The sequence below is a fragment of the Butyrivibrio proteoclasticus P6B7 genome, assembly GCF_000622085.1.
Lineage (GTDB): Bacteria > Bacillota > Clostridia > Lachnospirales > Lachnospiraceae > Butyrivibrio > Butyrivibrio proteoclasticus_A.
The window spans coordinates 41,116-65,457 of sequence record NZ_JHWL01000009.1 but is presented as its reverse complement, the minus strand read 5'-3'; the positions used below and the strand labels follow the sequence as shown (position 1 = coordinate 65,457).

The following is a 24,342-nucleotide window of genomic DNA, read 5'->3' as shown; positions in this document are numbered from 1 at the left end:
TAAGTTGAAGGACGGAAAAATCATGCAGGTCATGGGACCTGTAGTAGACGTTAAATTTGAAGATGGTGAACTTCCATACATAAGCGACGCCCTTGAGGTTTATGTTGAGGGCAAAAGACGTGTCATGGAGGTATCCCAGCATATCGGAGAGGACAGAGTAAGATGTATCATGCTGGCTCCAAGTGAGGGACTTTGCAAGGATATGCCTGTTCATCATACAGGAGGCTCTATTACAGTTCCTGTAGGAGAAGAGGTTCTTGGAAGACTCTTTAATGTTCTGGGAGAGCCTATTGATAATAAGGGCGAGTTTTCTTCCAAGGAGAAATGGGAGATTCATAGAGATGCTCCAGCTCTTGTTGACCAGAGCCCTGTTGTAGAGATCCTAGAGACAGGAATCAAGGTTATCGATCTTCTTGCACCTTATGCAAAGGGTGGTAAGATAGGTCTTTTTGGAGGAGCTGGTGTAGGTAAGACTGTCCTTATCCAGGAGCTTATTCAGAATATCGCCACAGAGCACGGCGGATATTCTATCTTTACCGGTGTTGGTGAGAGATCCCGTGAGGGTAACGATCTCTATACTGAAATGTCAGAGTCTGGCGTTATCAGTAAGACTGCCCTTGTGTTTGGACAGATGAATGAGCCACCGGGAGCTCGTATGAGAGTTGCCGAGACCGGACTTACTATGGCTGAGTACTTTAGAGACGTGGGCCATCAGGACGTTCTTCTTTTCATTGATAACATTTTCAGATTTGTTCAGGCAGGTTCTGAGGTTTCTTCCCTTCTTGGAAGAATGCCTTCAGCCGTTGGTTACCAGCCAACTCTTGCTACAGATCTTGGTTCACTTCAGGAGAGAATTACTTCAACCAGATACGGTTCTGTTACTTCTGTTCAGGCTGTATATGTGCCTGCAGATGACCTTACAGACCCTGCTCCTGCAACAACCTTCGCGCACCTTGATGCCACAACAGTTCTTTCCCGTAAGATCGTGGAACAGGGTATTTATCCTGCTGTTGATCCTTTGGAGTCATCAAGTAGAATTCTTGAGGAGGACGTTGTTGGTAAGGAGCATTATGAAACTGCCATGAAGGTTCAGGAAATCCTTCAGAAGTATAAAGAGCTTCAGGATATCATTGCAATCCTTGGTATGGAAGAGCTCAGTGATGAGGATAAGACCACAGTTCACAGAGCCCGTAAGATCCAGAGATTCCTTTCTCAGCCATTCCATGTAGCTGAGCAGTTCACAGGAATTCCTGGTAAGTTTGTTCCTCTTAGTGAGACCATCAAGGGCTTTAAGGCTATCATTGATGGTGAGATGGATCAGTATCCAGAAGCAGCCTTCTTTAATGTAGGTGGTATAGATGAAGTAATTGAGAAGGCTAGACAGATAGAGGCATAAAGTATGGATGAAAAAAAGGCGACTTTTGGTCTTCAGGTTATATCTGTAAATGGTATATTCTACGATGACAGGGCAGAGGAGATCATCCTTCCCCTTGAGGATGGAGAGATAGCTCTTTTGGCCAATCACGAGGAGATGATTCTTGGTATCTCTGATGGAGTTATTAAGATCAAGACCCCTGACGGAAAGTGGATCTATGGCGCAGTGAGCCTTGGTTCTGTTCAGGTTGCCAACAACAGATGTATCGTTATTGTTAATACCGTTGAAAGACCAGAAGATATCGATAAGAGAAGGGCTCAGGAGGCTTATGAGTTTGCCATGGAGCACCTTTTACAAAAGCAGTCCATCAAGGAATTTAAGAAGTCTCAGGCAGGTCTTGCAAGAGCCCTGACAAGACTTAAGACTGCATCTAAGTATTCGAATTGATTTTGGAGGAGTTTTGCTTGTTTAACATAAGACTTAAAAGATTTATCGGAACACTTTTAGTAACTACTGTAATGTTGTTTTCACTGGTTGGATGTGGTAAAAAGAATTCTTCACAGCTTGCAAGCTACAAGGAGAGCATGGCTGCTTTCTATGACAAGCTTTCTTATTACGACGAGGCTATAAATGCTATAGACCCTAATTCTGATGGGGCTAAGGCCGAGCTTCTTGGCTATCTTGATGAGATGAATGCCGAGTACAAGGCTATGGCTGAGCTTACTATCCCTTCAGAATTTGCCGGCATTAGCGACATTGCTGTTGAGGCTGCGGACTACATGTCCATGGCAGATGAGTATTATCACTACGCCTACGACAATGAATTTGACGAAAGCAGCGAGCAGCTTGCTTCTCAGTATTATCAGAGAGCTAACAGCCGAGTTCTTATTATGCTTCAGGTTCTTCACGGCGAAGACCCAACAGGAGAGGGCGTTACAGTTACTCCTGAAGAAGCGCAGCAGTTTTCAACTATTGGAGGAGACACAAGCACTGAGGAATAATCAGTGCTTGTATTATTATGAGAGAGAATCGTTTTTTGCATTTGATGAAATTCATAGCATGTCTGTTTGTCATCACCATCCATGCCAAGTTCCCTGGAGCTGTTGGTGATTACACAGAGGGAGTGGCAAGATTTGCAGTGCCATTCTTTTTCATGCTGTCGGGAAGATTTCTTTTAGCAGATAAGGGGCTTGTGTCTGCAGCCCAGATAAGAACTAAGGTTAAAAAGAGCTTACTTAGGCTCCTTAAGGCTACGGCAGTAGTTTACCTGGTTTATCTTGTTTTTTCTCTTATCGTTCATTTGGAGAGGGGAGTATCCTTTGGAGAGTGGCTTGGAATTAAGTACAATCTCTATGAGACAGTGTTGTTTGTGCTTTTTAATTCAGGGCGCTTTGTGTATGATTCCTCCTTTGTTTTTGACCATATGTGGTTTCTATTTGCCCTTATCTATGTGTATGGGCTCATATATCTTTTTGCACCGGTATTAAGGAAGTGGTACAAGGTAGTCACTGTGCTTACCTTTGCAGGTCTTTTCTTTGGTGAGCTATTGCAGACCGTATATCCTATAAGGCCCTTTGATATCAGCATTACCACTTGGTTTTTGCTTCGAAACTGGTTATTTGTGGGACTTCCCTTTGTTCTTCTGGGAATCATCTTTTCAGATTATGTTGATGGTAAGGACCGGGATCAGAATAAGCTCTTTTACCAGGGACTTATGATGGCTGCGCTGGGACTGATACTAACCTTTGTGGAGATCAGAATCTTTGGAATTAAGGAAGTATATGTGGGTTCAGTTCTGATTATTCTTGGAATATTCTTCATTTCTGAGAAAATTAAAGAGGGCGGTATGTTTTGGTGGAAGCTTGGCAGAGATGGATCAGCAGGTATTTACTACTACCACGTGCTGATCATAGCCATTTATGACATTGCCTATAACAAAGACATTATAAAATATCAATTGATGTGGCAAAAGCCCTTTATTATAATGGCAATAAGTATTGTGTTATTCGGAATAATTCCCATGGGGTTTAGGAGTATAAGAAGTCATGACTAAAGAACAGTTTCTAGAGTTTTCCAAAAATAAAGTAATATTCCTGGATGGAGCCACAGGAACCAACCTGATGAAGGCTGGAATGCCTGCGGGAGTCTGTCCTGAACAGTGGATTCTTGAGCATAGAGATGTAATGGTGGACCTTCAGAGAAGGTACGTGGAGGCAGGAAGTAACATCGTTTATGCCCCAAGTTTTACCGCAAACAGGGTTAAGCTGACCTATTACGGCCTTGTAGACAGGATAAAAGAGATCAATACTGACCTTGTTAATATCTCTAAAGAAGCAGCAGGAGGAAAGGCTCTTGTTGCCGGTGATATCACCATGACCGGTAAGCAGCTTAAGCCTGTTGGAGATATGGATTTTGAGGATCTTGTGGAGGTTTACAAGGAGCAGATCAGGATCCTTGATGAAGCAGGCGTTGACATCTTTGTAGTTGAGACCATGATGAGTCTTCAGGAGTGCAGAGCAGCTCTTCTTGCTGCCAAGGAGGTCACAGATAAGGCAGTTATGGTGACCCTTACCTTTGAGGCAGACGGAAGAACTCTTTATGGAAGTGATGCTGCTTCCTGTGCAATTACTCTGGAAGCCCTTGGAGCCTGCGCTATTGGAGCCAACTGTTCTACTGGTCCTGATAAGATGATGGAGGTTATTTCTGCCATGGCCAGTGTCACCAGTATTCCTATTATTGCTAAGCCTAATGCTGGACTTCCTAAGTCTCTTCCTGATGGAAGCACTGAATACGACATGGATTCGGACACTTTTGTTAAGGAGATGGAACTGCTTCTTAAAGCGGGAGCTTCTGTTGTGGGCGGCTGCTGCGGAACTACTCCTGATTATATTGCAGGGCTCAAGAATGCCTACGGAGAGCTTGATCCCCAGACTCTTACTGGAGAGGATGGTAATCCTATTCCTAGGAAGATAAATGGTCGCAGATACCTTTGTTCAGAGAGAAGGAGTCTGTCCTTTGGTATGGATGACCCTTTTATGATCGTGGGAGAGAGGATCAATCCTACTGGTAAAAAGAAATTACAGGAAAAGCTTCGTGAAGGCAATCTTGATATGGTAAGTGATTTTGCCCAGAGTCAGGAGGCTGAGGGAGCTGCTATTCTTGATATTAACGTGGGAATGAGCGGAATCGATGAAAAGGACATGATGCTTAAGGTTCTTGAAGAAGTAATGTCCCAGACAGATCTTCCACTTTGTATTGATACAAGTAGTAAAGAGGTAATGGAGGCTGCTCTTAGGATGTATCCTGGTAGAGCCCTTATGAATTCCATTTCTCTTGAGAAGGGTAAGGCTGAAGAATTCCTTCCTCTTGCTAAGAAATACGGCGCTATGTTTATTCTGCTGCCTCTAAGTTTTTCTGGTCTTCCAAAGGACCTTGAAGAAAAGAAGGAAAACGTGGATAAGCTGGTAGACATGGCCTTTGATCTTGGTATGACCAAGACTGACATTGTGGTGGATGGACTTGTTGCCACCATCGGTGCAGATAAAAATGCTGCACTAAATACACTAGATACTATAGAATATTGTTATAGGAACGATTTAGCAACAATTTGTGGACTGTCTAACATTTCATTTGGACTTCCACAGAGAAGCTTTATAAATACAGCATTCCTTACTATGGCCATATCTAAGGGCCTTACAATGGCCATTGCTAATCCATCACAGGAAATGTTGGTTAATGCTGCTTTTGCTTCAGACCTTCTTAAGAACAAGGAAGAGTCTGATATCAGATATATTGAGAGAATGAGCAGGTACGACGGCGAAGTTAAGATGTCAGCTGGCGGAGCTGGTGCTGGCGCTACAGGTTCTGGGAATGCTCAGGGCGGAGCTGGAGCTGGAAGCACACAGGCTGCAGCTGGAACTACTGGAGCAAGCGCTTCAGGAGATGGTTCCAAGGATTATCTGGCCATCATTAAGAAGGATGTGTTAAGTGGTTCTAAGAGAACCATTGTCAGAGATACCAAGGAAGCTGTTGAGAGCGGCATTGAGCCAAAGGTTATTCTTAATGACGTGCTAATGCCTGCAATTAACGAGGTTGGTGAACTTTTTGATAAGGGTAAGTTCTTTTTACCACAGCTAATATCCGGAGCAGAAGCCATGAAGCTCTCTATTGGATATCTTGAGCCTCTTCTTAAGGATGACGGAGAGGTTAATGAGGAGCTTCCTGTTATTGTAATTGCCACAGTTCACGGGGATATCCATGATATTGGTAAGAACCTGGTGGCTCTTATGCTTAAGAACTATGGCTTTAGAGTGATCGACCTTGGTAAGGATGTGCCTAAGGAAGAGATAATAAGGGCTGCCAAGGAAAATGATGCTAGTATCATAGCTCTTTCTGCTCTCATGACCACCACCATGAAGGAAATGAAGAACGTGGTGGAGCTTGCAAGAAAAGAGGAGCTTAAAGCCAAGATAATAATTGGAGGCGCAGTTGTTACTGAGGACTATGCCTTTGAAATTGGTGCAGATGGTTATTCATCTGATGCTGCAGATGCAGTCAGAGTAGTTAAGAAGATTTTGGAAATTGCTTAAATACATTTGGAGGTGGCCTTAATGATTGGTGCAGAGGCGATAGTAAAGTGTCTTGAAAAAGAAAAGGTTAAAGTAATCTACGGTTATTCTGGAGTTGCGATCGATCCATTTTGGAACAGCATTCTTAAGACAGATATTAAGACTGTTCTTATTAGGACTGAGCAAAATGCAGCTCATTGTGCCAGCGGATACGCCAGAATAAGCGGTGAGGTTGGAGTCTGCGCCGTCACATCAGGTCCTGGTGCCACTAATCTTATAACAGGAATAGCTACTGCCTATGCGGACAGTATTCCTCTTGTGTGCATCACAGGTCAGGTTAATTCTGACATGATCGGCAGTGATGTGTTCCAGGAGGCTGATATTACAGGAGCTGTGGAGTCTTTTGTTAAGTACAGCTACCTGGTTAGAGATGTTAACGACCTTCCAAGGATATTTAAAGAGGCCTTCTATATTGCCAACACTGGTCGTAGAGGCCCTGTACTTATTGATATTCCTTATGATGTTCAGATGGCTGAGTTATCTGGAAAATTTGCATATCCTGAGTCTATTTCCATGAGATCCTACAAGCCTACTGTTCATGGTAATGTGGCCCAGATCAAGAAGGTTATTAAAGAAATTGAGAAGGCTAAGAAGCCTATCATCTGTGTTGGCGGCGGTGTTCACCTTAGTGGTGCCACAGAGGAGATCAGGAAGTTTGCTGAGCTTAATCAGGTGCCTGTTGTTTCTACCATGATGGGTATTGGTGTTATGCCTACTGAGCATCCTCTTTGCTTTGGAATGGTGGGCAACAACGGACAGCCTTTTGCTAACAGGGCAATGAATGAGTCAGACCTGCTTCTCATGGTTGGAGCAAGAGTTGCTGACAGAGCGGTGAACAGACCTGACCTTATTACAGAGAACAAGGTAATGGTCCACATTGATGTCGACCCTGCTGAGATCGGTAAAAATGTTGGTCCTACAATTCCTCTTGTTGGAGATATTAAGCATATTTTTGAGGAATTCCTTAAATATGATAACCATGCAGATGATCATTCTGAGTGGCTTAAGATGCTTGAGGGCTATAAGAGTAGCATGGGGTCACTAAGAAGTGCTTCCACTGGTAAATATGTGGATCCTAAGGACTTTATTACTAAGCTGTCTCTTAAGATGAAGGATGATGCTGTGTATGTGGCAGATGTGGGCCAGAACCAGATCTGGTCCTGTGCTTATCACATCGTTAAGAATGGCAGATTCCTTACCTCTGGTGGTATGGGGACTATGGGCTATTCCATTCCAGCTGCCATGGGTGCCAAGATGGCTGCTCCTAAGAAACAGGTGGTAGCTGTGATCGGAGATGGTGCTTTCCAGATGTCCTTTATGGAGCTGGCTACCATGAAGCAGTACAAGGTCAATGTAAAGATTGTTGTTATGAAGAACGGATTCCTTGGAATGGTAAGAGAGCATCAGCACTATGCTTATGACGACAACTATTCAATGGTTCAGCTTTCAGATGATCCTGATCTTTCACTGATTGCCCAGGCCTACAAGATGGGCTACATGAAGGTGGACGGAGATACAGATATCCTGAAGGCTTTAGATGAGTTCCTTAAGGATGATTCTTCCTGCATCATGGAAGTTAGCGTGGATCCTATGGATCTGGTTAAATACTGATGGATGATGGTTAATGATAGTGAAAGTTACTGATCGTAATAGATTTGTTTAAATATGATTTGAAAAGGGAGCCCCAGATGAAGAGAATATACTCAGTACTAGTAGAAAATAGAGCAGGTGTACTTTCCAAGGTAGCAGGTCTTTTCTCAAGAAGGAACTTCAATATCGATTCTCTGGTTGTTGGTGAGACTGCTGATAAGAGCGTATCCTGCATGACCATTGTTTCAAGTGGTGATGAGAGAACCATTGAGCAGATAGAGAAACAGCTCAACAAGAAGATAGATGTTATCAAGGTTAAGACCTTTAAAGAGAGCATGAGTATCAACCGCGAGCTTATGCTCATCAAGGTCAAGTACAACAAGGAGAACCGTCGTGACATCATGGAGAACTGCCAGATCATGAAGGCTGACATCGTTGACATGTCCAAGAACATGATGGTCATCCAGATCTGTGACACCTCCGAAAGAATTGAGCTCTTTATCGAGATGCTAAAGAGTGTCAGCATAGTAGAGATCGCGCGCACTGGAACTGTGGCCCTTACTAAGTGTAATGAGCAGTGAGTGTAGTTAATGCGTGTTGTGACTGCTGGCAGTAAGTGTGTGGCATGTCTACTGATGGTGTAGAGTACAGTGAATTTGAGCCCCGGGCGTTCATGGGAAACCATGACGCCCGGTTTTTGCGGTTTTTATGGCTCTTTTTGTCGCTTGTTTCGTCGTGCACCTGGAAGTGAATCTTGTTCTTGACTCCGAATTCTGAAAAACACAGAAAAATCAAGGGATCCTTCTATTTTTCTGTATTGGTTTCTGGGAATATGGTATTTATTGATGATATAGTGATAAAACGCATGCTATATATGGCATAAAGCAAGTTATAGCCAACATGCTGATAATATGTGTGCTTATATCCGTTAAAGTGTACAGAAAAAATGAGAAAGACGCGCATTTCTCTGTATTTTGGCTTGGAAACTATTTCTATGATATAATCACTCTGGCATTACGACAAAATAGTAAATCTACATATTGGCGCAAATGCAGTGTTTTCTTGATAATAAGCTCAACGGAAGGTTAATGATGAAGAATATATATTGTAATGTATGTGGGAATAAAATAGAAGAGGGTCAGAAGTACTGTAGCGTATGCGGAGCACCGGCACATGAGGAGATAGGAGCTGACTTTGATATTAGTAGCATTAATACTAGCTCTTTTTTGAATGCTAGCAATAATAAGAGCAGTCAGAATAACTATTCTTATACACCTGTGCCAGAGAGCGTTATGCAGGCTTCAAATAAAGCTAATAGGGCTTTACCTCCAACTACTCCAAATAGTAAATCCAAGAAGAAGTCAGTTCTTTTACCAATTCTTGCAATCCTGGCGATCGCATTAGTTGGTACGGGAATTGTTGCTGTTATTGTGAAGGCAATACTTGGAAGCTTTGGAGCTGGAGGAACAGGAAGCGTAGGAAGTACAAGTGGTTCTGGGAATACAGTTAGCTCTGGAAATAGTGGTGGTTCTAACATTCTGGATACTCTTGTTGGCAAGAAGGATATTACAACCATAGTGTGTTTCGATGGAATGATCATCAACAGCAAGGGTGAGTACAATGACCAGTTCTATAGTTCTGATAAATGGCTGGCTTCATATAAAGAGTGGGTTTATGATGATACCTTTGATCACAGCCAGGCTGTTGTTGTAGAGAACGGAACCTGCTATTACATTGATGCAAGTCTTGAGTATAAAGTTGTTGCAGAAGGTGTGGATGGAGCCATCATCAATAAGAATGGTGGATATATCATATACGAAAAGAAAGATGAAACATCGCTTTACTACTACGATATAGCTAATGGCGAGGCTACTCTTGTTTCAGATAGTTGTTATCATATCGAGAACTGCGCGATTTCCAACGACGGTCAGTATGTTGTGTATTATGAATATGGCATGGATGCTATGGTTTCATATGATAAAAGCGGCGAAAAGACTAAGCTTCTTGCCGGTGATTATGATTGTATAGCTTTTTCTGATGACGGACAGAGGGGCTTCTTTAAGGCCTCTGTAGATGGAAAAGATGTTCTTTATTACCTGAGTATGGCTGATGGCGATATAAGGGTCATCGATGAGAAGCCTGACACAACGCTGATTGTGTCTTACGATTGTAGAGAAATTCTCGCCTATGGCTATAACAGTCTTCATTTCTTTAGTGAAGAGATGGAGAAGAGCAAAGTTCTTGATTCGGATTTCTATGGGGATGAAATCCATTTTTCTGAGGGAGACTTTGTAGAAAAGAGCGATTACTGTTATGGAGTTCACTATTCAACTCTTACAGAGCTTGTTCCTTTTGCCATTAACTGTTCAGATGAGATTTATTGGTTCTACGATAAGGCTGAGGATGTTGTAATCCTCAATTACTTAACTCTGGATAAGAGATGCCTTAGCGTAACCAAGGACAAGCTTGAAGTCCTTTGCCTTAGAGATAACAAGCTGATGCGTCAGATAGTTACAGGAAAGGACATTCACGTAGATAACTACGATGATCTGGAAGCGCCTGTTACGTACATTAAATCTAACAAGGATATGTCTATTGTTTACATCAGCATGAAGAATAATGTTTATTCTTTCGATGATGGCAAGCTTAAACTTATAGAAGAGGACCTTAAGATATGGCCTGACCTTGATTATGAGCCCTATGAGGATATGTTCTATTTTGGAAAGGACCTAGAGCTCTATTCGGTAAATGGTGGCAAGAGTACAATTGAGCTTGCCTATGATAACTACAATGGATTTAAACATCTTGATGCCAGGTATGGAGCATGCATGGTCTTTGAAGATACACATGGTGATCTGTTCCTTAGAATATTTGGAACAACGATACCTATAGATAAAGATGAGTAATATAATATGAATATGCTAAGCCAGACACGGACAGTGCCTGGCTTTTTGCATGTCTCTAAGAACAATATAGAGATATAACTAAGAATGGATTACATCATGTAAAAAGAACTATTAATTTTTCACTTTAGTACTGTAAAATAATGAGAGTTTAAAGTGCAAAAGAAAATTGTTGACACAAATCTCTCCCGTGGTATAATTTGTTTTAAATTAGTTATGTTTTAGGGCTGATTCAACATCAAAAAGGCACAAAAATCCAGTTAAAAAAGCAAGAAATACATCACACTTTAAAGTGTAAAAGTATAGTGATAAATACTGGATTACGAGCTGATAGGGGAGCTAAAATATGCAAAAAAAAGTATTTCAATTATTGGTTGATAATACATCGGGTGTTCTCTCAAGAATTGCAGGTCTTTTTTCAAGAAGAGGATACAACATCGATAGTATTACAGCCGGTCTTACAGCAGATCCCAGATACACACGAATTACTATAGTTACATCAGGTGATGATGTGATCCTTGAGCAGATTGAGAAGCAGGTGGCTAAGCTTGTGGACGTTCGCGATATTCATGAACTTAAGCCAGATGACTCTGTCTACAGAGAGCTTGCTATGGTCAAGGTTAGATGTACACCGGATGAGAGACAGGGAATCCTTGCTACAGCCAATATCTTCAGAGGTAACATCGTAGATGTAAGCCCTGATTCACTTATTATCGAGATCACTGGTAACCAGTCCAAGATTGACGCCTTCATTAAGCTTCTTGAAGGCCACGAGATCTTAGAGCTTGCAAGAACAGGTATCGCAGGCCTTGGAAGAGGAACTGACAAGGTTGTATATCTGGACGAGTAAGAGATAGCTCTTTTAACAGGAGCTAATTAATAGCATTAGTAACGTATATGATTTTGAGAATTCAAAATTAATATAGAAACAGATTAGAAAACGGAGGAAAAACATTATGTCACAGGAAGCACGTATCTTTTATCAGGAAGATTGTAACTTATCATTACTTGAGGGCAAGACAATTGCTATTATCGGTTATGGTTCACAGGGCCATGCTCATGCACTTAACCTTAAGGATTCAGGTTGCAAGGTAATCGTAGGTCTTTACGAGGGTTCTAAGAGTAAGGCTAAGGCTGAGGCTCAGGGACTTGAGGTTTATACAACAGCTGAGGCTGCTAAGAAGGCTGATATCATCATGATTCTTATCAACGATGAGAAGCAGGCTAAGATGTACAAAGAAGACATCGAGCCAAACCTTCAGCCAGGCAACATGCTTATGTTCGCTCACGGATTCAACGTACACTTCGGTCTTATCAAGGCTCCAAAGGATGTAGACGTAGCTATGATCGCTCCTAAGGCTCCTGGACATACTGTTCGTTCTGAGTACCAGGCTGGTAAGGGAACACCTTGTCTTGTAGCTGTTGAGCAGGATGCTACAGGTAAGGCTCTTGATCTTGCACTTGCTTATGGTGCTGGAATCGGTGGAGCTAGAGCTGGTCTTTTAGAGACAACATTCAGAACAGAGACAGAGACTGACCTCTTTGGTGAGCAGGCTGTTCTTTGCGGCGGTGTTTGCGCTCTTATGCAGGCTGGTTTCGATACACTTGTTGAGGCCGGTTATGACCCAAGAAACGCATACTTCGAGTGCGTACATGAGATGAAGCTCATTGTAGACCTTATCTATCAGTCAGGCTTTGCTGGAATGAGATACTCTATCTCTAACACAGCTGAGTACGGTGACTATGTAACAGGTCCTAAGCTCATCACAGACGAGACTAAGAAGACAATGAAGAAGATCCTTTCAGACATCCAGGATGGAACCTTCGCTAAGGAATTCCTTCTTGATATGTCAGAGGCTGGCGGACAGGTTCACTTCCAGGCTATGCGTAAGCTCCATGCTGAGCATCCATCAGAGAAGATCGGTGCTGAGATCAGAAAGCTTTACAGCTGGAACAACGAGTCTGATAAGCTCATCAACAATTAAGCCTCGTTGAAAATGTTTATGAATTAGGCTAATATTAAAGAGTGTCATCTGATAAGGTGGCACTCTTTTTGAGTGAGAGAAGAAAATATTCATATTATTTACGAGGTTTAAATGAGTCAATCAAGCGAGAACGAATTTATTATTGAAAGAGAAATTTCCAGCAGCCAGGATGATGCTCAGAATAAAAGGGCAGGAGATGAGGCTGTATCTAAAGAGGTCAAGAAGGCAAGTAAGAGAAAGAGCTATTATACTCCCGTTATAATGTTCTTTGGCGGCTTTCTTATGTATGTCCTCTCTATTCTTCCTATTCTGATTTCAAGGGGACTTCCATTCTTCTATTATGGAGACTATAACGTTCAGCAGATTCCATTCTATATTCTTGCCCACAGGGCAGTTAAGAGCGGACAGTTCTTCTGGAACTGGAATGCGGATCTTGGCGGAACTATGTTTGGTGACTTCGCTTTTTATCTTTGGGGAAGTCCATTCTTCTGGATCACAACACTGTTTAATGAAAGTACCATTCCATACCTTATGCCATTTCTGATGGCTCTTAAGTATGCTACAGCTTCATGCACAGCATATCTTTATCTTAAGAAGCATGTTAATAAGTATATCTACGCCATGATCGGAGGCTTCCTTTATGCCTTCTCTGGTTTTAATGCCTGCAACATCGTGTTTAACCACTTTACAGACTCAGTATGCTTCTTCCCATTGTTCCTTTTAGCCTTTGATAATCTCATGGCTCTTGATGATCAGAACACTAATAAGAAGTTTGTTCCTGGTGGCAAAAGATTTATTCTCTTTGCCCTGATGACTGCAATTATGTCTATCATCAACTATTACTTCTTCTTTGGTCAGGTTCTGTTCCTTATTATCTACTTCATTGTTAGATACGTTAGATACAACAAGCTTGAGAACTCCTTTAGAATGTTCAATAGAGCGTTGTTTGGTGGCGTGTTCGGAGTTCTTTTAGCAGGCTTTTTCCTTATGCAGGCCTATGCTGGAATTCAGGGTAACAGCCGTCTTGATAACTTTATAAATGGCTACAACATCTTTGTATATCCTAGTGAGAAGCTTCTCTGGGATATTCTTAAGAGTGTTTCCATGATCACAGATATTATCGGTAAGGGAACTCTCTTTTACACAACAACAGTTAAGAATGCGTCTCTTGCTGCCTATATTCCAATGTTTGGTGTATCTGGCGTTGTTGCATTCTTCCTTCTTAACAAGAAAAAGAAAAATTGGATGAAGGATCTGTTCAAGGTATGCGTTGTATTTGCAGCTATCCCTGTACTTAACGCTTCCTTCTCTATGTTTAACAGCTCATATTATGCAAGATGGTTCTACATGCCTGTGCTTCTTATGTGCCTTATGACAGCCAAGGCTTTGGAGAGAGGCAATACTCCTCAGATCAAGAAGGGTGTAATTGTTGCAGTTTCACTTTTCCTTTTCTTCGTGGCAGTGTACTTTATCCCATCAACAGACGACAACGGCAAGGTTGTTTATATGAAGATGGCAGAGAACAAGTACATCTTCTTAAGAGGAGTTCTGGGAACAGCAATTCTTTGCCTTATGCTTCTTCTTATCGTGTTTGCTATTCCTAAGAAATTCATTAGAAGAGCAGGACAGAATGCCGGACCTACAGTTAGAGACAGGATTTTCCTTTTTGCTACTATAATCGCCTGCATCGTTGCTACATTCGTACCAGTTAAGAACAGTAGCACCATCATTACTGACAAGGGTAAGAAGATGTGGCAGGAGCAGATGCTCTTTAATAAGGTTTATGTAGATGACAGCTCTTTTGCAAGGGGCGAAGTGGACAGTACCTCCACCAACTACGATATGGTCTGGGGAATTCCTTCAATCCACTGCTTCCTTAGTACTGTGCCTTCTGAAATCTTTGATTTCCTGAAGGGAACAGGAGATATCACAAGAACTGTTGAGACCAATATCCCAACAGACAGAGTTGGTCTTAAAGCGATTCTTTCTGCAAGGTATTACTTCGAAAATGCCAGCGTTAATAAGAACAGAATCTATGAGAAGGGAGAAGGTACAGAAGGGTATTACTTTATCAATTCTCAGGACGGCTTTGACGTATTTGAGAACCTCAACTACATCCCTATGGGATTTGCCTACGACTACTACATTACAGAGTCTGAGTGGGAGGATCTTGAGATCAAGGATCACGATATGGATCTTTCAAGAGTTCTTATAATCTCAGATGAGGATGCCCTTAAATACGGCGATTCTCTGGCTATGGATGAGCTTACAGCCGAGGATCTTACTTCAGATGTATTTACTTATGAGAACTTTACAGCAGAGTGTACCAAGAGAAAGGCTACAGCCTGCACTTCCTTTGAGCCTGATACCTATGGCTTTAGCGCAACAACAGCAGCTCTTAAGGACAGCACTTTGGTATTCTTCTCAGTGCCTAATACAAAGGGCTTTAGCTGTACTGTAGACGGAGTTGATACGCCTATCCTTACAGCAGATTACGGACTTATGGCTATTCCTGTTTATGGAGGAGTTCATGAGATCAGAGTTACATACACTCCAGAGGGCTTTAAATCTGGTCTTGTCATGAGCGTAACTGGCCTTATGCTTCTTGTTATCTACGGATTTGCAACAGTCATGATCAGTAAAAAAGAATATTAATATAGATCAAGAAAAACGATTAAATTTGTTATGTGTTTTGCCGAAGTTCATTATGTTATATTTATGCATAGATTATTGATGAAAAGTTAGGAGAGTATGACAGTATGAGCCAAATGACCATGAGCCAGAAGATACTGGCAGCCCACGCAGGACTTGAAAAAGTAGAGGCAGGACAGCTTATTGAGGCAAATCTTGACCTTGTTCTTGGCAATGACATCACAAGCCCTGTTGCAATCAAGGAAATGGAGAAGTTCAGTAAGAAGGGTGTATTTGATAAAGATAAGATTGCTCTTGTTCCTGATCACTTCGTTCCTAACAAGGATATTAAGTCAGCAGAGAACTGCAAGTGCGTTAGAGAATTTGCAGTAAGAAATAAGATCACTAACTATTTTGAAGTTGGACAGATGGGTATTGAGCATGCTCTTTTACCAGAAAAAGGTCTTACAGTGGCTGGAGATCTGATCATCGGTGCAGATTCACATACTTGTACCTACGGAGCTTTGGGAGCATTCTCAACTGGTATTGGATCTACCGATATGGCAGCTGGAATGGCAACAGGAAAGGCATGGTTCAAGGTTCCTTCTGCTATCAAGTTCAACATCGTTGGTAAGCCATCCAAGTGGGTAAGTGGTAAGGATGTGATCCTTCATATCATCGGTATGATCGGTGTTGATGGAGCTCTTTATAAATCTATGGAGTTCGTGGGCGAGGGCATTAAGAACCTTACTATGGACGACAGATTTACAATCGCTAACATGGCAATTGAGGCTGGCGGTAAGAACGGTATCTTCCCTGTTGACGATGTGGCCCTTGCTTACATGCAGGAGCATGCGCCAGGTAAGAAGTTCACTGTCTATGAGGCAGATGAGGATGCAATCTACGACGAGGAGTACACAATTGACTTAAGTCAGCTTAAGCCTACAGTTGCATTCCCACATCTTCCAGAGAATACACATACCTTTGATGATATCGATGATATCAAGATTGATCAGGTTGTTATCGGATCCTGCACAAATGGTCGTATCGATGACCTTAGAATAGCTGCTGAGATCCTTACAGACCATCACGTTGCAGAGGGAGTCAGATGTATCGTGATCCCTGCAACCCAGAAGATTTACATGGATGCCATGGAAGAGGGTCTTCTTAGGATTTTCATCGAGGCCGGTGCCGTCGTTTCTACACCTACCTGTGGACCATGTCTTGGCGGATATATGGGCGTCCTTGCTTCCAAGGAGAGATGCGTATCCACCACCAACAGGAACTTTGTTGGACGAATGGGAGCTATAGATTCAGAGATTTATCTTGCATCACCTGCAGTTGCTGCTACAAGTGCTGTTACTGGTAAACTCTCACAGCCTTCAGAATTGGGGCTTTAATACTGACAAATAGCTAAGAAAAGGATGGTGTAATATGAAGGCTGCAAAAGGAACAGTTTTTAAATATGGTGATAACGTTGATACTGATGTAATAATCCCTGCAAGATATCTTAATACTACAGATCATGCGGAGCTTGCCAAGCACTGCATGGAGGATATCGACGCTGACTTTGCTTCTAAGGTTCAGGCTGGAGATATTATTGTTGCTGACAAGAACTTTGGTTGCGGCTCATCAAGAGAGCATGCTCCAATTGCCATCAAGGCTTCTGGTGTTAGCTGCGTAATAGCTAAGAGCTTTGCAAGAATCTTTTACAGAAACAGCATCAATATCGGACTTCCAATCATTGAATGTGAGGAGGCTGCCGATGCTATCAAGGCTGGCGATGTTGTAAGTATCGATTTTGATTCCGGTCTTATCACAGATGAGACCACAGGTAAGACCTTTAAGGGTCAGGCATTTCCTGAGTTCATGCAAAAGATAATTGACTCTGAGGGACTTATCAATTATATAAACGCCAATTGATGAGACTTTCGCTGGGTTATGTTTTAAGTCGTGAGATAAGAGAGTGCAAATTTCAAAGTTTGCACTCTTTATTTTTGGCTTTAACTTAAATCAGTGATATATTATTATTGTATAAGTGCGTAAATTCTAATCTGGAGGATTATATGAATAGATTATTTTGTGTAGTTCCTTGCTACAACGAGCAGGAAGTTTTACCAGAGACCTCTAAGCGTCTCGAGGCCAAGGTTAAAGAGCTTATCGCTTCCGGTAAGATTTCTTCTGATAGCAGGGTTCTATTTGTTAATGATGGATCCAAGGATGAGACCTGGAACATAATCAAAAAGCTTCATGAGGAAAATGAGATATTCCAGGGCATTAACCTTTCTAAGAACATGGGACATCAGAACGCTCTCTTAGCAGGCCTTATGACTGTTAAGGATATCTGCGATGCAGCCATTTCTTTGGATGCAGATCTTCAGGACGACATCAATGCCATTGATGAGATGGTGGATAAGTTCAATGAAGGCGCTGATATTGTCTATGGTGTCAGGAGTAAAAGAGCTACAGACACTTTCTTTAAGAGATTCACAGCCGAGTCATTTTATAAGCTGATCAACAGCATGGGCGGTAAGACTGTTTACAACCACGCTGACTACAGACTTATGAGCAGACGTGCCCTTCTGGCCCTTTCTGATTTTGGAGAGGTTAATCTTTTCCTTAGAGGAATTGTGCCTATGGTGGGCTTTAACACCGATGTTGTCTACTATGAGAGAGCAGAGCGATTTGCAGGAGAGAGTAAGTATCCTCTTAAGAAGATGCTTAGCTTTGCGATTGAAGGTATCACAAGCCTTAGTACTAAGCCTATCAAGCTTATTACAAGCCTTGGATTCTTTATTTTCTTTATAAGTATTATTGCACTTATTTATAGTATTGCAGTTCACTTTTATGGCCATACAGAGCCAGGTTGGACTTCAACCCTTGTTTCTGTTTGGGCAATTGGCGGACTTATCATGATCTCTCTTGGAGTTATAGGAGAGTATATTGGCAAGATTTACCTTGAGGTTAAGAGCAGGCCACGCTTTATTATTCAGGACTATGTAGCTGATGATAAGGACAGGGCTAAGGCAGAGAATATCTACACAAGAGATATCTGATAGATAGCTCTTTTATGTGATTATTAAAAAGAAATATGAAACGGAGATTTAGTAGTAATGGCAAACGGACACGGCAAGAAACCAGAAGACTTTAAGAAGCAGATGGAGGACAGCTTTAAAGTCAATCTTTCAGAACACTCACATGTTAAAAAAGTAATTGGAATCGTAAGCGGTAAGGGCGGCGTAGGTAAGAGCCTTGTTACAGGTCTTTCCGCTGTTGCAATGAATAAAAAGGGCTATAAGACAGCTATCATGGATGCTGATATCACAGGCCCTTCAATTCCTAAGATGTTTGGAATCGGCAAAGCTAATTATGCAGATGAGACAGGTCTTTTACCTGCTGTTACAGAGGGCGGCCTTAAGGTTATGTCCCTTAATATGCTTATGGATAATGAGACGGATCCAGTTATCTGGAGAGGTCCTGTTATCGCAGGAATCGTTAAGCAGTTCTGGACTGATGTTAACTGGGGAGATGTGGACTTCATGTTCGTAGATATGCCTCCAGGAACAGGAGATGTACCTCTTACTGTATTCCAGTCTCTTCCTGTAGACGGAATCATCGTTGTTTCAACTCCACAGGAGCTTGTAGGAATGATCGTTGAGAAGGCTGTTAACATGGCCAATATGATGAATATTCCTGTACTTGGAATTGTAGAGAATATGAGCTATATGAGCTGTCCACATTGTGGAGAGCCTATCAATATCTTTGGTGAGAGTAAGATTGAGAGCTATGCAGCTTCAAAGGGAATCGATATTCTGGGTCGTATTCCTCTTGATCCTAAGATTGCTGGTCTTATCGATGCTGGTAAGGCTGAGGATGTGGAGAATGATTATCTGGACAGCCTTGTGTATGTTCTTGATGGACTTATCAAGGAATAATAGTTTTAGTCAATTTCTTTAGAGGTGGTAGTGTTTTATGAAAATGAGACCAGAGAAAAATCAGGTAACATGGGCAATGACCATATTCATCCTGGCAATATGTCTGATGCTATCTTACTATGTGATTTTTAATACCAAGACTATTGTTTCCGGATTCAATACGGTGGTGGACGCCCTGTCAGGAATTATCGTGGGTGCCATAATTGCATATCTCTTGATTCCTCTTTTAACAGGAATTGAGACTATGATTCTGGAGCCTATTTATAAGAGGCTTGGATTTGATGTTTCAAGATCTGCAGGGGCTGATAAAAAGAAAAGATCCCAGATGAGGAAGATTGCTATCGTGATTACTATGGTTATCTTTTTTTATATCCTTTACAGCTTGTTCAGTATCATCATTCCTCAGATAATCAGCAGTATCAAGGAGATTAATAGAAATCTTCCTTCATATATCAGACAGGTTGATATCTATTCCAACAACCTGTTGGCTAATAACCCTGATCTTCAATCCTTTGTGGATTCACAGCTGGATGCTTACTACGAGAACTTAAGTGATTTCCTTACCAAGAAGCTTATGCCCCTTATTCCCACAGATGCCAAGGCTTATTCCAAGGTCCTTAAGGTGGCTTCCCAGAGCTTTCTTGGGGTTATCAAGGTGCTCTTTGATTTCATCGTTGGCTTTATCGTTGCTATTTATATTCTTAATTCTAAAGAGACCTTTACAACTCAGGGTAAGAAGCTTTGCTATGCTGCGTTTAAAGAGGATTTTGCCAACGAGCTTATCGGCGGCTTTAGATTTGTGAACAATACATTCCAAGGATTCATTGGTGGTAAGCTTATTGATTCTCTTATCATTGGAATTATCTGCTACTTTGGATGTCTTTTCCTTGGAATCTCATATCCAGTGCTGATTGCAGTTATTGTTGGTGTTACCAATATTATTCCTTTCTTTGGACCATATATTGGTGGCGGAATGGGAGCTCTTTTGCTGGTAATGATCAATCCTATTAAGGCATTGGTGTTCCTTATCTTTGTTATTATTCTGCAGCAGTTTGACGGCAATATCCTTGGACCTGCCATCATTGGTAACTCTACAGGACTTTCAAGCTTTTGGGTTATCTTTGCTATTACGTTCTTTGGCGGAATCTGGGGAATCGTTGGATGGCTTGTGGGAGTTCCAATCTTTGCGGTGTTCTATGCACTGGTTTCAAGGATTACAAATAAGCTCCTGATCCAGAAGGGACTTAGTACTAATACAAGAGATTATGATGATCTGGCTTATATAGAGGAGTCAGAGTATAAGCTTCTTAGCGATAAGAACAACACCAAGTTCAACTCAAGGAGCCACACATCTACATTTAAGAAGGTCTTCAAGCTTAAGAATCTGCCTAAGTTTGGCGCTAAGAAAGAGAAGAAGGCCGATGACAAGGTGGATGGTGAAAAGAAATAATCAAGATTGATTAGAAAAGATTAATATTGATCAAGTTATAAAAAATCGTCCGTCAGTAAGTTTGTACTCTTGACGGACGATTTTATTGGATTATAATTGAATTTATTAGTGCTTTGATGTGCTAAAGTAATATGAAAAAAGTGAGGAGAAGTTATGAGCAAGAAGAATTTGGATTGGGCAAATATTGGATTTAGTTACATGGTTGCTGATAAGAGATTTGTCTCCAACTACAAGGATGGTAAGTGGGATGAGGGAACTCTTACAGAGGACTCAAGAGTCGTGTTAAGCGAGGATTCCGGCGTTCTTCACTATGCTCAGGAGTGTTTTGAGGGACTTAAGGCCTACGAGACAGAGGATGGCAAGATTGTTACTTTCAGACCTGATCTCAATGCCAAGAGAATGGTAGATTCAGCTAAGAGACTTGAGATGCCTCCTTTCCCAGAAGATAGATTTATCAAGGCTGTTGAAGAAGTTGTTGCTGCCAATAAGGATTGGGTTCCACCTTATGGAAGCGGTGCTACTCTCTACATCAGACCTGTTATGTTCGCTACAGGCAATGTTATCGGTGTTAAGCCTGCTGATGAGTATCAGTTCAGAATCTTTGTAACACCTGTTGGACCATACTTTAAGGGCGGTGCTAAGCCAATCGTTGTTAAGATTTCTGACTTTGACAGAGCAGCTCCACACGGAACAGGTAATATCAAGGCTGGTCTTAACTATGCTATGTCACTTCATGCTATCGTTACAGCACATGAAGAGGGCTTTGCAGAGAATGTATATCTTGATGCTGAGTCACGTACTTACATCGAGGAGACTGGTGGAGCTAACATTATTTTCGTAACTAAGGAAGGCGGACTTGTAGTACCACAGTCCCACACAGATTCAATCCTTCCTTCTATCACAAGAAGATCAATCGTAACTGTTGCAAGAGATATCCTTGGTCTTAATGTTGAGGAGAGACCTGTTAAGCTTTCAGAGGTTGAGAACTTCGTAGAGATGGGTCTTTGCGGAACAGCTGCTGTTATCAGCCCTGTTGGTAAGATCAATGACCACGGCAAGGAGATCTGCTTCGCAAGTGGTATGGAGGAGATGGGCCCTGTAATCAAGAAGCTCTACGACACCCTCACAGGTATCCAGATGGGCACAGTAGAAGCTCCCGAGGGCTGGATCCACGTAATCGAATAAGGTATTTGGGATTTCCACGGGGCTTTTGGGGCTCTAAGCCTTACATCTGCTCGCGTTTACTCGTGGTAATCTGCATCATCAAAAATCAGATAGATGTCTCATTTCGTGTTACTCATAGAAATCGACATCTATCTGATTTTTTTCTGTGCATCTTACTCACTCGTGCAAATGTCTCGCATCTGTAAGGCTTAGAGCCCCTTGGCCCAGGTGGAAATCTCCAAATATGCCTTTTGGCAGGGGCTTTCTCTGGCGTTTGTTTTTCTGGATTGTATCTTTATATTTTTCTGCAACATTTTTGGGTCTTTATCTGTATATTATGTAGATGGTTTTCTACGGAATTGGGGTATGGATTTCGGGGATGATTATATTTGGAGGAATCTGTAAGTGAAGAAAAGGATTGTTATATTACTGTGTGCTATGTCTATGGTGCTGACTGGATGCAGCGGGCTTGGTATTCAGTGGAATTTATCAGATGAGGAAGTCAGCGTAGAGAGTAGTGACGGATCAGAAGATATAGAAGATGAAGATGCTGAAGATGACGATGATACAGATGATGAGACTAATGTAGAAGATTGGCAGGAAGTATTTAGGGAGATCATAGAGGAGGAGCACGAGGAAGATGAAGAAGCCATGTATGGCTGCAAATATGACCTTGTGTATCTGGATGATGACGATGTGCCTGAGCTGGTGACTTTAAGGGGAGGTTTTATGGCTCTTTACAGGTACCAGGAGGGAGAAGCAGAGCTTATATTTGGCGGTCCTTTCGGTCTGGGCTCTCTGGTGGAGTATTGTTATGTGGAAAGAGGGAATGCCCTGACTGCTTATGGAAGTGCTGGAGCAAGCGATCTTATCATGTATACTTATGTTTGGGAAGGAGATAGCTCTTTTGACGATGAACCAACTCATACCCTTTACAGCATTAGATATTATGATGCTAACGGTAATGGCAAGTATGATGAAGGTGAAGCGGATGAAGAGTACTACGATCAGGCAGATCAGAAGGTTTATATGGACGGCGATACAGAGCTTACAGAGGATGAGATTGATGAGTTGTATGCACAGTATCCAAGCGAGCCCTTTAGATATTTGTCCTATGAAGATGTTTTAGCTCTTTTAAAATAAGTCTGGCTCTTGAAGGCGGAAATGGTGTGTCAAAGGAGGATGTGTTATGAAAAAATTGAAAGTTCTTTTATGCATGGCAGTTGCGTGTCTTGCACTTAGTGCATGTGCCGGTGGAAGTACTGGAAAGGCTGACCACAGCAACGATAAGGTTGTGCTGATTGATGAGGTGGATCTGGCAAAAAAGCTGTTTCCTGACCTTGAGGGTATCGAGAGCACTGAGTTTGAGCAGATCGTTCCTGCGGGAAATGATAGGCTGGCTGTGGGACCTTCTGACTATATCTATCAGGGATACATAGTTCTTTCTGATGAAATGGCGGAAAAGTATGAGAGCAGCTATGTGTGGACTGAGGATGAAAAATACGAGTTTGAAGTAAGGACCATCACTGAGAGGAAGGGCGACTGGCAGTATTCAGAGGACTTTTCTAAAGATTATATGCCGGATGGATTTACAGGCAGAATGTGGCTTGATGGGAATGTTATAAGATTCTGGATCTGTACTATGTAAGTGGAAGGATGATATTAGTATGAAAAGAAAAAGTGTAATTGCAATAATATTGGCTGCGACCATGGCTTTATCTGGCTGTGTTTCTTTTAACCTGCGAGAGGACTCTGATGAAGCAAGTGATACTCAGAGTACGGCTGAAGTTAGTGATAGTGAGATAGATGAGGAAAACGCCGAGGAGGATTCATCTGCAGAGGACAATACTTCTGAGGATGATGAAGAAGCGGATGGAGACAGTGCAGATGTAGCTGAGGATGATTTCTCTTTGGATTACAGAGAGGCAACTATTGATGATCCATGGGTTGAGGTGCTTTTTGAAGAAGATCTGACCTATGAAGAGGTTAATGATGGTAAGCTGGATTATAGCGGTATTTATGAAGACAACCAGGGCACCAACATCCCATATGCTTATTGTAATCTGATCAAGCAGCTGGATGGTACCTATTATTGTGAGCTTTACAGCTATAGAAGTGTTTTCGATGAGGGAACAGCCACATATGTAAGTGATGGCGTTCTTGAATATAACTCAGATTATTACACTGGAACTATTGAGGTAGGTGACAGTTCATTACATCTTAATATATGCGACAACAATGGCGATAGCGTAATGACTGATAGCGATGAATATTGGATTCACAGATACCCTGATCTTAAGGACTTTGTTGGAACCTACAGCTACTATAGAGATAATATGGATGTTGTGACCATCAGAGTTTATCTTGATGAGCACAGACTCCCTATGGCAGAAATTCAGGACGGAGAGGAGAAGGTGGAATTTGAATTCTATCCTCCATATGTGGAGTTCTGGACTACTCATCGCGATGGTGATGAGAGCGATATGCTTCTTTATATTACTCAGAAATCAATATTCTATGGCCCTGATGATAACTATAAGGGCTATGTTGAAGGGAATTGTGGCGACAAGTACCTGGCAATAAATATCTGTGGCGGCACAGCGAAAGTGCTCTATAAGTGCTTTGAGCCACATACTCTTAAGTGAGTTAGTTTAGAACCAATTGACGATACGTATACGAAA

Annotated in this window: 20 protein-coding genes; all 20 read left to right on the top strand. The window is 41.9% G+C overall.

The features are described 5' to 3' along the window. The first annotated feature begins 4 nt into the window (after nt 1–4). Entirely contained in the window at nt 5–1,396 is a 1,392-nt protein-coding gene (gene atpD, locus T541_RS0107965) for a F0F1 ATP synthase subunit beta (RefSeq protein ID WP_026652215.1), read from the top strand. A gap of 3 nt (nt 1,397–1,399) precedes the next feature. Beyond that, nucleotides 1,400–1,822 carry an ATP synthase F1 subunit epsilon gene (gene atpC / locus T541_RS0107960; protein WP_026652214.1) on the top strand — a complete coding sequence of 141 codons (423 nt, stop codon included), beginning with the start codon at nt 1,400–1,402 and terminating at the stop codon, nt 1,820–1,822. A gap of 17 nt (nt 1,823–1,839) precedes the next feature. Further along, entirely contained in the window at nt 1,840–2,376 is a 537-nt protein-coding gene (locus tag T541_RS0107955) for a hypothetical protein (protein WP_026652213.1), read from the top strand. A 35-nt stretch (nt 2,377–2,411) separates the two neighbouring features. Next, nucleotides 2,412–3,428 (top strand): acyltransferase family protein, encoded by a 1,017-nt coding sequence (locus T541_RS0107950; protein WP_197025155.1) that lies wholly within the window; start codon nt 2,412–2,414, stop codon nt 3,426–3,428. After that, the gene (locus T541_RS0107945) at nt 3,421–5,964 is read left to right on the top strand and encodes a homocysteine S-methyltransferase family protein (RefSeq protein ID WP_026652211.1); all 2,544 of its coding nucleotides are present in this window, start codon (nt 3,421–3,423) and stop codon (nt 5,962–5,964) included. The genes T541_RS0107950 and T541_RS0107945 overlap by 8 nt, the downstream gene beginning before the upstream one ends. Before the next feature lie 21 nt (nt 5,965–5,985). Next, nucleotides 5,986–7,614 carry a biosynthetic-type acetolactate synthase large subunit gene (gene ilvB, locus T541_RS0107940; protein ID WP_026652209.1) on the top strand — a complete coding sequence of 543 codons (1,629 nt, stop codon included), beginning with the start codon at nt 5,986–5,988 and terminating at the stop codon, nt 7,612–7,614. 77 nt (nt 7,615–7,691) lie between these two features. Next, nucleotides 7,692–8,174: an acetolactate synthase small subunit gene (gene ilvN, locus T541_RS0107935; protein WP_026652208.1), complete on the top strand. Its 483-nt coding sequence runs from the start codon at nt 7,692–7,694 to the stop codon at nt 8,172–8,174. Nucleotides 8,175–8,681: 507 nt separating this feature from the next. After that, complete coding sequence (locus T541_RS0107930) at nt 8,682–10,499, top strand: zinc ribbon domain-containing protein (protein ID WP_155839481.1); 1,818 nt, start codon at nt 8,682–8,684, stop codon at nt 10,497–10,499. A gap of 343 nt (nt 10,500–10,842) precedes the next feature. Next, entirely contained in the window at nt 10,843–11,346 is a 504-nt protein-coding gene (gene ilvN / locus T541_RS0107925) for an acetolactate synthase small subunit (protein ID WP_026652206.1), read from the top strand. Nucleotides 11,347–11,452: 106 nt separating this feature from the next. Next, nucleotides 11,453–12,481 (top strand): ketol-acid reductoisomerase, encoded by a 1,029-nt coding sequence (gene ilvC, locus T541_RS0107920; protein ID WP_026652205.1) that lies wholly within the window; start codon nt 11,453–11,455, stop codon nt 12,479–12,481. Nucleotides 12,482–12,592: 111 nt separating this feature from the next. After that, entirely contained in the window at nt 12,593–15,136 is a 2,544-nt protein-coding gene (locus T541_RS0107915) for a YfhO family protein (RefSeq protein ID WP_026652204.1), read from the top strand. A gap of 104 nt (nt 15,137–15,240) precedes the next feature. Then, nucleotides 15,241–16,512: a 3-isopropylmalate dehydratase large subunit gene (gene leuC, locus T541_RS0107910; RefSeq protein WP_026652203.1), complete on the top strand. Its 1,272-nt coding sequence runs from the start codon at nt 15,241–15,243 to the stop codon at nt 16,510–16,512. Between the two features lie 34 nt (nt 16,513–16,546). Next, nucleotides 16,547–17,035, top strand: a complete 489-nt coding sequence (gene leuD / locus T541_RS0107905; RefSeq protein ID WP_026652202.1) for a 3-isopropylmalate dehydratase small subunit — start codon at nt 16,547–16,549, stop codon at nt 17,033–17,035. Nucleotides 17,036–17,178: 143 nt separating this feature from the next. After that, nucleotides 17,179–18,168, top strand: coding sequence for a glycosyltransferase family 2 protein (locus T541_RS0107900; RefSeq protein WP_026652200.1), 990 nt, complete (start codon nt 17,179–17,181; stop codon nt 18,166–18,168). Nucleotides 18,169–18,225: 57 nt separating this feature from the next. Beyond that, nucleotides 18,226–19,047 (top strand): Mrp/NBP35 family ATP-binding protein, encoded by an 822-nt coding sequence (locus tag T541_RS0107895; protein WP_026652199.1) that lies wholly within the window; start codon nt 18,226–18,228, stop codon nt 19,045–19,047. A gap of 37 nt (nt 19,048–19,084) precedes the next feature. Beyond that, complete coding sequence (locus T541_RS19145) at nt 19,085–20,497, top strand: AI-2E family transporter (protein ID WP_051538155.1); 1,413 nt, start codon at nt 19,085–19,087, stop codon at nt 20,495–20,497. A gap of 153 nt (nt 20,498–20,650) precedes the next feature. Next, nucleotides 20,651–21,682: a branched-chain amino acid aminotransferase gene (locus T541_RS0107885; protein ID WP_026652198.1), complete on the top strand. Its 1,032-nt coding sequence runs from the start codon at nt 20,651–20,653 to the stop codon at nt 21,680–21,682. Between the two features lie 384 nt (nt 21,683–22,066). Continuing rightward, the gene (locus tag T541_RS0107880) at nt 22,067–22,804 is read left to right on the top strand and encodes a hypothetical protein (protein ID WP_026652197.1); all 738 of its coding nucleotides are present in this window, start codon (nt 22,067–22,069) and stop codon (nt 22,802–22,804) included. 46 nt (nt 22,805–22,850) lie between these two features. Further along, nucleotides 22,851–23,309, top strand: a complete 459-nt coding sequence (locus T541_RS0107875; RefSeq protein WP_026652196.1) for a hypothetical protein — start codon at nt 22,851–22,853, stop codon at nt 23,307–23,309. A 19-nt stretch (nt 23,310–23,328) separates the two neighbouring features. Continuing rightward, nucleotides 23,329–24,306 carry a hypothetical protein gene (locus T541_RS0107870; RefSeq protein WP_026652195.1) on the top strand — a complete coding sequence of 326 codons (978 nt, stop codon included), beginning with the start codon at nt 23,329–23,331 and terminating at the stop codon, nt 24,304–24,306. Nucleotides 24,307–24,342 lie beyond the last annotated feature (36 nt).